The organism is Acidobacteriota bacterium, from assembly GCA_003225175.1.
GTDB lineage: Bacteria > Acidobacteriota > Terriglobia > Terriglobales > Acidobacteriaceae > Gp1-AA112.
In genome coordinates this window covers 1-10,583 of sequence record QIBA01000120.1, presented here as the reverse complement: position 1 = coordinate 10,583, position 10,583 = coordinate 1, and the positions used below count along the sequence as shown (strand labels likewise).

The 10,583-nt window shown below is 54.2% G+C and carries 8 protein-coding genes and 1 pseudogene; 4 read left to right on the top strand and 5 right to left on the bottom strand.

Annotation, left to right across the window (positions count from 1 at the left end; genetic code table 11):
• Positions 1-600: 600 nt before the first annotated feature.
• The 4 genes from DMG62_22995 to DMG62_22980 all read right to left on the bottom strand — a co-directional run bounded on the left by DMG62_22995 (position 601) and on the right by DMG62_22980 (position 4,471).
• A complete protein-coding gene (locus DMG62_22995) occupies positions 601-1,725 on the bottom strand; it encodes a glycosyl transferase family 1 (GenBank protein ID PYY20595.1) in 1,125 nt (374 codons plus the stop codon).
• Between the two features lie 364 nt (positions 1,726-2,089).
• Entirely contained in the window at positions 2,090-3,103 is a 1,014-nt protein-coding gene (locus DMG62_22990) for a glycosyl transferase (protein ID PYY20594.1), read from the bottom strand.
• 120 nt (positions 3,104-3,223) lie between these two features.
• On the bottom strand, positions 3,224-3,880 hold the full coding sequence (locus tag DMG62_22985) for a hypothetical protein (GenBank protein ID PYY20593.1): 657 nt from the start codon (positions 3,878-3,880) through the stop codon (positions 3,224-3,226).
• Between the two features lie 189 nt (positions 3,881-4,069).
• Positions 4,070-4,471, bottom strand: a complete 402-nt coding sequence (locus tag DMG62_22980; protein ID PYY20592.1) for a hypothetical protein — start codon at positions 4,469-4,471, stop codon at positions 4,070-4,072.
• A 313-nt stretch (positions 4,472-4,784) separates the two neighbouring features.
• Here DMG62_22980 and DMG62_22975 point away from each other — a divergent pair, with 313 nt between their 5' ends.
• Positions 4,785-7,013 (top strand): hypothetical protein, encoded by a 2,229-nt coding sequence (locus DMG62_22975; protein ID PYY20591.1) that lies wholly within the window; start codon positions 4,785-4,787, stop codon positions 7,011-7,013.
• A gap of 88 nt (positions 7,014-7,101) precedes the next feature.
• On the opposite strand, the gene DMG62_22970 is transcribed toward DMG62_22975, so the two are convergent.
• Entirely contained in the window at positions 7,102-7,377 is a 276-nt protein-coding gene (locus DMG62_22970) for a hypothetical protein (GenBank protein ID PYY20590.1), read from the bottom strand.
• A 420-nt stretch (positions 7,378-7,797) separates the two neighbouring features.
• Here DMG62_22970 and DMG62_22965 point away from each other — a divergent pair, with 420 nt between their 5' ends.
• The 3 genes and pseudogenes from DMG62_22965 (at position 7,798) to DMG62_22955 (ending at position 10,572) form a co-directional block, all read left to right on the top strand.
• Positions 7,798-9,225, top strand: a complete 1,428-nt coding sequence (locus DMG62_22965; protein PYY20589.1) for a hypothetical protein — start codon at positions 7,798-7,800, stop codon at positions 9,223-9,225.
• Positions 9,125-9,493: pseudogene (locus tag DMG62_22960) on the top strand (hypothetical protein). The gene DMG62_22965 and the pseudogene DMG62_22960 overlap by 101 nt, the downstream one beginning before the upstream one ends.
• A 200-nt stretch (positions 9,494-9,693) precedes the next feature.
• Positions 9,694-10,572: an acyl-CoA desaturase gene (locus tag DMG62_22955; protein PYY20596.1), complete on the top strand. Its 879-nt coding sequence runs from the start codon at positions 9,694-9,696 to the stop codon at positions 10,570-10,572.
• Positions 10,573-10,583: the final 11 nt, after the last annotated feature.

The window sequence follows — 10,583 nt, the reverse complement described above, 5'->3', positions numbered from 1 at the left end:
GCATGTCACCCCCCAGATTTCGGTAGTTGCTTCGTAATGCTTGCGAAGCGGCGTACATCGCGTGGTCCCGTAACCTCTGCTCATCGCGCTTACTTGATGTCGTCTTTCCTGGTCTCCTTCGGAAATGTCCACACCTCCTTCTGGTCCTGGAGAATTCGCTTGGGTAGGTGCTTGAAAGAAATATTCAACGCAGGAGCCGCAGTAGCTCCGTGGATTTCGTTGAGACTCCGCAGCTTGTTCAGCATAAGCAGGGCGTGCCGTAATCAAAATTGCGGCGGAAGGATTAGACGTAAGTAGCTTAAACCTGGAAAGGATTGTCGCATTCCACTTTGATCCGGGTTGTTAGACTTGGCTCGGCGCGCAAGAGGTTGCTTGGTGAGAACCACAGGAAATGGCTCAGACGTACAGCGCGATCGTGGGGGTTAAACCAGCAATGGCTGTCGGGAGAAGCACGTCGAGCACTTAGTGATTAGCCACCGGCACCGATCCGCGTTCGTAGAATCTGGAATGTTCTATAGCCGGGCAACATCCGTGGAGGCAATGCGCACGCGAGTTTATCAAAGGTCATAGCAAATGGGACTAGGACACTTTAGGTGAGCCCTACAGCACGTCTGCAAACAGTTGTAATTCGTCACGAAGTAGACGTGGCAGCAGGAAATCAGCAGTCACTTTCGCGTTGCCGGCGGCTCCGAACCCCTGGGCTTGCGCCGGTTGCTTGAGCAGGGTGGAAAGCCGCTGAGCACATTCTTCGACGCTCTCCACCAGAAAGCCCTGATAATCATCCGGGAACTGAAGCGGAATCCCGCCGGCATTTCCTGCAACCACGGGCTTCCGCTTCCAGAACGCCTCGGAGACGACCAATCCGAAGCCTTCCTTGATGGATTTCTGAATGATGGCATACGCGGCGCGTTGCAAAGCGTTGATCTCCAGGTTTCCGAGGTTCGTGAACACATGAATATCTCGATCGCCGGCAGCTTCCGTACGCAGCGCTTCCAGCATCTCACCTCCTTGAGGATCGTCTGTGGCCATTCCTCCCGCAAGCACCAGTTGGAGTGCCGGAATCTCCTGCTTCACGAGATGGAATGCCCGAATCACGCCGAGAGGGTCCTTCCAGGGATCGAATCGGGAAACCTGCAAGAGAACAGGTTTGCGCAAGCTGATGCCCAATTCCACTAATACACGGCAATACAGATCCTCGTCGAGCTCGAGGTTCTTGGTGGAGAGAGGATCAATCGCAGGCGGAACGAAGCGTAAACAGGAGGCATTCAAGTCTGCCGGCTGGAACGACTCCATCGTGAACACAACCGCGTCGTACTCCTCCACAAACGGGCGCACGAATTCCCAGGTCGGCGGATTGGGCTTAGAGCTGTCAATATGGCAACGCCAGATCCACTTGCTGTGATCTGTGCTCGCGAAATGCCGGATCGCGAGCGGCTGAGGATCATGCACAACATAGACATCGTATTCGTCATGAACCTGCTCGGCACTGACGCGGTTGCGCTCCAAATAACCGGCGAGCGCCTCTTCTCTCAGATCCAGTCCAGCGCTTTGCAGCGCATTGTGAAAGGTCTTGGTGACGCGGAAGAATTGTTCATCGCCGGTGATCAAACGCCAGTCGGCCTGAATACCGAGTGTCGAGCATAGGGGCACAAGACTGCCGAGCATCTCGGCCACGCCCCCACCAGAGGCGGTCGAGTTAATGTGGCAGACACGAATCCCGCGCAACTGACGAGCAAGTTGCTGGATCTCCTCAATGAGGTCACGACTGACCCACCGCTCGTAATGCCCGATTCCGATCAGATCGGGGCAGCAATAACGTGGGGCTTGTACGCGTGGCAATCCGCATTGGGTCTCTGGAGCTACCGTGCGGGTCAGTCCGGAGCTGACAATCTCTCCCGTAACAATTCCTCCTCACAGTCAAGAACCGGCGACTGTTTGAATGCCGTTTGCAACGGGCGGTTGCCATGTCGAAAAATGCGCGATGCAATTCGATTTTTGTAGTGACAAGTGGCAGATCTAATGGTGAGTGCTGAACTGACGAATCGCCGCTTTCAGGATCGTCAGTGCGTGGGGATCAGAAATTGAACCCTCACCTTGCGGCCTCTTTATAGAGGGACGCGTATTGCGCAACCATCTTGTCCAAGGAAAAGTTCTCCTCAACGTAGCGGCGTATAGCTGCGGAATCGAAACTCAGGTTGCGGAGCCGATTGGCCATACTCCGCACGGATCGGCAGATATGGCCGGAGACTCCCTCCTGCACCACCTCCGGTACCGAGCCTCCGGGCATAGCAAGCACCGGAGTACCGCATGCCATGGCTTCGACCATCACGAGTCCAAATGGCTCATTCCACTGAATGGGAAACAGCATGGCCATCGAGTTTCCCAGCAGTTCATTCTTGTCGCGGAGGTCCGCCGGACCGACATACTCCACCAACTTGCCGTCAATATGTGGCCGTATCTTTTTCTCGAAATACTCCCGATTTATAGGCTGCACCTGGCCTGCAATCTTTAGCGGAATCCCCGTTCGTTGTGCGACATCAATGGCGATGTGCGTTCCTTTGATCGGCGCAATGCGGCCAATGAAGCTGAGATATTGCTGCTTGTTCTTGACAACCGGGTATAGCCGCAAATCAATGCCATGGTGAATTGTGCGCAGCTTTGCCATCGTTTCCTGCCGCGCCTGCGCCTGACTAATTGCTACATAGTGGACCTCTGGATAAAACCCAAAACATTCACTCGATGTAGCATCGTGGGGCCCATGCAGGGTTAGAACAAAGGGGCGTTCGACGAAGCGTGAAAATACAAGACCTGGCAAGGACTGTATGTGGATGACATCGCACGACTGCAGCGCATCCCGAACCGCCCACGATGTATGGTTCAGTTCTCGGGCCCACGCACGCTCCTGCGACTTGATGGGCCATTCGGAATGCTCATAAATCCACCGCCGTTCTACCCCAACACTCGATTCGCGATTCGTGTACACAACCGCCTCGGTGCCAGCGTTGTGAAGGCCTTCAGCAAGTTGTGCGACAAACAGTTCGGTCCCGCCATAGTCAGCGGGCGGAACTGCAATGAAGGGCGCGGCGATGAGTGCAACTTTCAACTGGAACCTAACTCCTTTGCCTCGAACTGCAGTGCCGGTGGGGGTTCAACACTGTTTGAAGGGAGAGGAATAAAGCGGGCCTGCGCGGCCCGCCTGAGAAACCTTAAAGGTGCTCGCCGACTACTTCTGTGCCGACGGCAAAGCAGAGATGAATTGCTGTGCCGATGCTGGTGCTTGTACCTGACCATCGAGGATGCTTTGGAACGACGCATCCTTGCCGTAAATGTTGTGGATCATGTCCTGATCGGCGCTAATTTTCGAACCTTGAAGGTTTGCACCCGCATAAGCTCCGCTTGAGTGCGCATACGAGAGAACTGGCGCTTTCCAGCCGGTGCTCTCGCCTCGCCCAACACTGGCGCCGGTCGGACCGGCCGCGACCGCTTCCGCACCCAGATCCCAATGTCCGTTTTTAAGTTCTTGCTCTCCTTGGTTGTTCATCAACATGACAATATCTTGGTGTTCTGCTCCAGCCTGTAGACCAACACTACCGCCGGTGATGGCGATAAATGCTGGTGCGCTCCATCCGGATCCGGATGTCGTTCGACAACTTACGACTCCGCTTCCATGCTCCCCACCTACAATAAAACCTCCTTTGGTCAGACGCGGGACCACGGCTATGCATTGTGACTGGTTTAGAAGGGCAGGCGGAATCTGGTTGGAAGAAGTCATGTTTTGAATTACCTGAGCGGCAGCATCGAGCTGGCGTGCCGCATCAGCAGCCCAGGCTGTCCATGCAAGCAGGGCAACGAATGCTGTTAGCAAAAGCGCTTTTCTCATAGCTTATCCTCCGCGATCAATGGCAGACTGGATGGTTGAACGAAGGCTGGAGTTGCTCCACTGGAGTTGCTCCGAAGATGGCCCACGATATTCAAACCGAACGAGCCGCTTACCTTCTAGGCTGCACGTCTCCTGCGAACGGTCCTGCCTCCAGGAGAGCTCTTCTGCTGTTGTTCCTCACTCATCATTTCATAGTAGCTGAGCGACTTTGGAGTGTTTCATCTCTCGCGCCAAGTCGACTAACGACTCGTACTCACAAATTTCGTAAGTTTCGACTTTTATCGCAGCGCCCACGTTGAAGACGTCTAGCAGATCGTCCGTCGGCTGTTCTTCCATAAAAGCCTTCTTCTCGGCAACCAAACCACGGATACCGTGACATTCGCTTTGATCGCTTGGTTCTCCGAGAAGCTCCAAACACTGCTGTAGTCGCTTAATTTGGCCCTGGGTTTCTTTACGGTGTTGCTCAAACGCCTTCTTTAAGTCCGCTCGTGAGGAATCATTCGCGTTCTCTTCCAATGCTTCGACGAGTTGGTGCTCGCCGTCGAGTATGTCATTTAGTCCGTGGACAAAGAGTTCATGACCGGTTTGCATGTAACCTCCTGAAATATGTCACTGCACTGGACGATCAATCACCAGCATCCGTCAGATGCTGGGCACCACAGCCATGATGTCCGCTGTCTCAACATGTCGTAAGGTGCCTTTACAAACGCGTTGACATTGGTGTGGTGAATAGACGTTGAATGCGGAGTGTTCAACGGCACTAAAGCCAACGGTATTGAATTGAGAAAAGCAGTCCGACTAAACCCAATCAACAATGGGGCTTAGGAAAGGACAAACGTACCCCGCTGCGCCTCATCCAAATGCACGTTGAACAAGGCATCTCAGGCTTTGGAGAGGAGATTCCATGCGCAGAGTCGGAATCATAATCGCCGGAATCGTAGGGATTGTTGTAATCGCGGTGCTGGTGTTTGCGGCAACCTTCAACGTCAATAAGTATCGGGGGACGATTCAATCACAATTGCAGAAGCATCTAGGAAGATCAGTAACCCTCGGTGATATGCACCTGAGGGTGTTTCCCCCGAAGTTCCGGGTTCAAGATCTCGCGATCGCGGATGATACGAACTTCAGCGCTGATACACCGTTCATCAAGGCGCAGGTGCTGGACGTTTCGGTTAAGCTGCTTCCGCTACTGCACAAGACAGTTGAGATCAATTCCCTTGACCTGCAGCGACCCAGCGTCAATCTCATTAAAAACCAAGCGGGCGTATGGAACTTTGCCTCTCTTGGCCATTCGGAACAAGTGACGGCGCACGCGCCCGGAGAGGCTCCGACTGCCGAAAACAAGCAACCGCCCTCGGCAAATCAAGCTCCCGAACCGCATAGCACTTCCCCCAATCCATCTCAACCTTCTGAGCAGCAAATCTCATTAAGCGAGCTGACGATTGCGGACGGGCAAGTCTCTCTTCTGGATCAGCAGAAAAGCAAAGTGCCTTCTTTGTACGACCACATTGATGTCAGCTTGAAGAATTTCAGCCCCAACAAGCCATTCACGCTGGACGCCGCTGCGCACATCTCAGGAGCGGGATCACAGGAGGTAAGGCTGCAGGGAGAAGGCGGTCCGGTTGTGCAAGGCCAACCCGCTCTGACCCGCTTTCATGGCACTTTGAACCTGAAGCAGGTGGGAATCGCAGATTTGGCGAAATTTCTTAATTCGCCTGCTCTGGCCGGGACAGACGGAATCTTGACTGGACAAACTAAGATCGAGAGCGAGACCGGCAAGCTGGCTGCGAAAGGAGAGACAAACATCCAGAGCGCAAAGGTACATGGCATGGAACTCGGGTATCCGATCTCGGCGCAATACGATTTGACCGATGACCTCGCCCTAGATGTAGTCACACTTCATGCCGTGACCGTGAAGCTCGGGGAAATGCCAGTAAAAATAAGCGGCACCGTGAACAGTAAGGCGTCGCCTCCACTGCTAGACGTGAATATGCAGGCTAATAATGTATCGATTGCCGAAGCCGGCAAGTTGGCAGCGGCATCTGGAATGGCCTTATCTCAGGGCACAATGGTCAACGGAAATGTGAATGCCAATATTCGGGCGCGGGGGGCAGCAGACAGACCGGCGATGACCGGAACAATAATAGCGAGCAACGTTCAGATGAGCGGAAAGGATATAGCACAGCCTGTACAGATCCCGTCGGTAAATCTGAACTTAACACCCGCAGAAATCAAATCGAATCCGTTCAGCGTTATCTCCGGCGGAACCACGGTAAATAGCCAGCTCTCGATTCGAAACTACCTTTCGCCTACGCCGACGGTAGATGCGGTGCTGCGTGCGCCCAATGCTCAACTGCCAGCAATTTTAGCAATGGCAAAGGCCTACGGTGTGACCTCGCTCGACAAAATAACCGGCGCGGGGACGATGAATCTCGACATGCATGCTTCGGGCCCGATCAAAGCAATCAGCACCTCAGAAATCGAGAAGGCAGTCAACGGCACCGTGAACGTGAACTTCAATAATGTGAAGTACTCGGGAGCAGACCTCAATCATGAACTTGCGTCAATTGCAGGTTTCCTCGGCTCGAATCCTACCGGACAGGCTTCCCGTGGAGTTACAAATATCTTAAAAATGACCGGCGATATTGTCGTGAAGAACGGGATGGCGCAAACCAACAATCTTCAAGCACAACTTGACATGGGCAATGTTGGCGCTGCTGGAACCGCCAATCTGATAAATGAAGCACTGAACATGCGAGTGACGGCTGTGCTTTCACAGGGGTTCAGCCAAAAAGTCGGAGGACAAAATATCGGCGGCTTTATGAAGACTGCGCTTGCCAACCCTCAAGGGGAATTGGTTATTCCCGCATTGGTTACCGGGACCTTCTCTAATCCACGATTCTCGCCTGACGTGCAGCAACTCGCGCAAATGAAGCTCAAGAACCTCGTACCCAACATCAACAATCCAGCGTCGGTGGCCGGTACACTACAGAATCTCCTCGGCGGGTCGACAAACGCGGCTCAAGGACAACAACCGTCGAAGGAACAGCAGCCTCAACAAAACCCTGTGCAGCAGCTCATGGGCATCTTCGGAAAGAAGAAAAACCAAGAGCAACCGCAACCCCCGAAATGACCTGACTAGCCAAAGCCAGATGGGCCGCGCGGGCAACAGGCCATATTTCCTGAAGCTCTGCGCACAATGCTTGGAGACCCTCGTTCAACTATTTTCCGGGATGCTGCTCGTAGTATGCTTCGCCCTGCTGTACTTGCTGCATTGCCTGATCCACGAGCTGCATTGCTTTTTCTCGGTGTCCTCCCTTGTTGGGTGTAGATTTCTCCAGCTCCGCCTTGGCTTGTTGTAGGTGTCCGAGTGCTGCGCTCATATGGGGTTCCTGGCGCGCCATTTGAGCTGTCTGGGCAGGGCCGCCGGCAGAGTAAAAGCTCATCCCAATCAGCACGGCTAGTGTGCTAAGACTTGCAATCAACTTCGCTCGCATAAGTCCTCCATGGAAAGCTGAGACGCCGCGAGTCAATTCTCGGTTGCTCTTTAAGCAGCCAGATGAGTCTCAGCGATCCGCGTGTTCGGGTCACTGCGGCCCATTTTGCATCCCATTTGAAATTCCACGCACTGATGAAGCAAGGAACGCCTGCATTCACGCCAGAATTGTGCAGTGCAACTCGAATGAGAAAACGTCGATTGCAACCGATGTTGATTGCGACCGATTATGAGATTGTCGGAGAACGCCTCACCTGCATACCTCCGGCGAGTCCAGTGTCTCCTGCAGAGCACGTCAGGCTCAGTAGGACTGAAGTCATTTCAAGGGCAGCTTAAGGTAAGCCTTGTATCGCTCCTTGCAGCGCACCGAATTACCCTAGAAGCAAACAAGGACGGAAATCATGTTGTGTGAGGTGCTGTTGTGAGAGCACAATTTGTCTGCAGCTTCATACTCCTGACGGGACTCTGTGCACCCGCTGTTTGCGCTCAAGACATTCAAAGTGCGAACGATTCGCATCTGAGCTCCTCCGGCATAAACCTGATTGCGCGCACCACCGTCGCGGTGAATTATCGCCGTGGCGAAACTACGCACGTCGATCTCAAGGGCACTGATCTAATGCCGGAGCTCACGGGAAAAGCAAAAATTATCAACAAATCAGGTCTCACGGATATTCACGTGGATGTGGAAAATCTTCGTCTATCCAGGAGCATTGATCCCGCATATCTCACTTACGTCCTCTGGACAGTAAGTCCGCAGGGCCAGGCCAAAAACGTCGGGGAGCTTTTGGTGAAGAATGCGAAGGCCAGCTTACACACCACCACCAATTTGCAATCCTTTGCCTTGGTGATTACAGAAGAGCCCGATTTCGCGGTAGCTCAGCCGAGTGAACTGGTGGTCGGTGAGAACTCCTTACGTCCTACTACTGAAGGCCAGCCAGAATCGGTAACCGTACGATACGAAGTTTTTCCGCGCTCAATTTATGTTTCACAAGTTGCGGCTGGCCCCTCGGAGAGATATCAAAACGATCTGGCGGCACCGCTTGATCTTTTGGAGGCGAGGAATGCTGTGCGGATCGCGCGTGATGCTCATGCGGACCAGTACGCACCTGAAATTCTAAGACGTGCTGAAACGCGGCTGAACGAAGCTGAACAGTATTACAGCGCCAATCACAGCAACAAGACCATCGGAACCGCCGCTCGTGAGGCAGTCCAAACTGCTGAGGAAGCGCGAGTGACCTCACTCCAGGCGGAACAGAGAGCGGAATTGGAGCGCCGACAACAGGAAACCGAAGGACGCGCAGCCCAGGCGCAGACCCAAGCCGAGCAATCACAGGACGAGGCGCAGCGGGCACAGGAGCGCGCCCAAGCGGAAGCCCGAGAGCGTGCTGCGGCAGAGCGACAAAGCCAACAGTCTGCCGATGAAGCTCAGCAAGCCAGACAACAAGCTCAGGCTGAAGCTGAGCGGCGCAGACAACTCGAAGAGCAACAGCGCACGACGGCTCAGAAGGCTGAGCAGGCACAACAACAGGCAGATCAAGCCCAACAGCAGGCGCAACAAGCGCAGCAACAGGCCCAGAGTGAGGCAGACCGGCGTGCGGCCGCAGAGCAACAGAATCAGCAGATCACTCAACAGAGTGATGAAGCTAGGAGACAGGCAAACCAGGCGCAGCAGAGGGCGCAACAAGCTGAGAGCCAGCAGAGTGAATTGCGGCAGCGACTCCGGGCGCAATTGAACGGGCGAGGCCCAGATGGGCTTGCAGGCAAGATTAATGTCACAAGCTCTGCGCAAATTAACAGGAGTCGTTTCGAAGTCAAAAACGTGCTTCATTTTCATCAACCAAATTCGTGAAAAGATCGGGGTGATGTTCGGCAACCCCGAGACCACCACCGGCGGCCGCGCCCTGAAGTTCTACTCGTCGATCCGCATCGACATCCGCCGCACGAACCAGATCAAGGAAGGCGACGAGGTGGTCGGCTCCCGGGTGAAGGTGAAGGTGGTCAAGAACAAGTGCGCCGCGCCGTTCCGCCAGGCGGAGTTCGACGTCGGCTACGGCGAGGGAATCCGAGCCCAATGTCTGCACCGTGGATTGGGTTCGAGCATCGAAATTTACAGGTAGACAAATCGTCGCTATGCCAACCAGGCGCTGAGCAGCACAGGAGATCAGCTGCCAACAGCGAGATGAAGTGGGACAGGCCGGCTGAACAACCTATGGTCGGCTGAAAATACCTTCCACAACACGCAATTCGGCACGGTGAAGTTTCCTCACCTGAAATTCCGCCGAAGGGCATGGAATCAACGCAGGGAGAGAGATATCCCATGACGCGAATCTTCGCGCACGACAGAACTTTTACACAGCCTATTGTCTGCCTTACTACCTTTTTTATGGTGGCGTTTCACCTTGGCGCTTTGGCTGCCCTGTTCGTATTCAGTTGGAAAGCAGTCCTGCTCGCGATCCTGCTGTGGTGGGTCGCTGGCAGCCTCGGCATCGGCATGGGATACCATCGGCTTCTTACCCATCGAGCGTACAAAACACCCAAGTGGGTGGAATATTGCCTGACCGTGTGCGGTACGCTGGCTCTAGAAGGCGGACCGATGTTTTGGGTGGCTACACATCGCGTGCACCACCAGAATGCCGACAAGGATGGTGATCCGCATTCTCCCCGCGATGGCGGTTTCTGGGCCCACATGGGCTGGATCCTCACTGGCCGGTCGATGCACAACAAATCGGCTGATCTTCTGCCCTATGTTCCTGATCTTCGCAGACATAAGTTCCACGTGTGGATCACCCATTGGCATTGGGTGCCCATTGCCACACTGGGTGCGGTCATTTTTGTTGCGGCTGGATGGCAATACTTGTTGTGGGGCATCTTTTTTCGCACCGTCATTGGTCTGCACTCTACCTGGCTGGTGAACTCTGCCACGCATATGTGGGGATCACAACGCTTTCCCACCAGTGACACATCTAAAAATAGCTTCTGGGTGGCGCTGCTGACTTTTGGCGAGGGCTGGCACAATAACCATCACGCCCATCCGCAATTGGCGCGTCATGGCCTAGCTTGGTACGAACTTGACTTGAACTGGTACGGAATTTCCACACTACGAATGCTCGGCCTCGCATGGGACATCAAGTTGCCCCGATTCCGAGAGACGGAGGAGCGCAAGCCCGTGTCGGTTGGATTCCGCGCGTATGGATAAATGGTTGTTGT

Excerpts from the sequence above, each read along its gene's own strand:
- DMG62_22975 (PYY20591.1), top strand. The coding sequence starts at position 4,785 with ATGCGCAGAGTCGGAATCATAATCGCCGGAATCGTAGGGATTGTTGTA.
- DMG62_22985 (PYY20593.1), bottom strand. The coding sequence starts at position 3,880 with ATGAGAAAAGCGCTTTTGCTAACAGCATTCGTTGCCCTGCTTGCATGG.
- DMG62_22955 (PYY20596.1), top strand. The coding sequence starts at position 9,694 with ATGACGCGAATCTTCGCGCACGACAGAACTTTTACACAGCCTATTGTC.
- DMG62_22980 (PYY20592.1), bottom strand. The coding sequence starts at position 4,471 with ATGCAAACCGGTCATGAACTCTTTGTCCACGGACTAAATGACATACTC.
- DMG62_22970 (PYY20590.1), bottom strand. The coding sequence starts at position 7,377 with ATGCGAGCGAAGTTGATTGCAAGTCTTAGCACACTAGCCGTGCTGATT.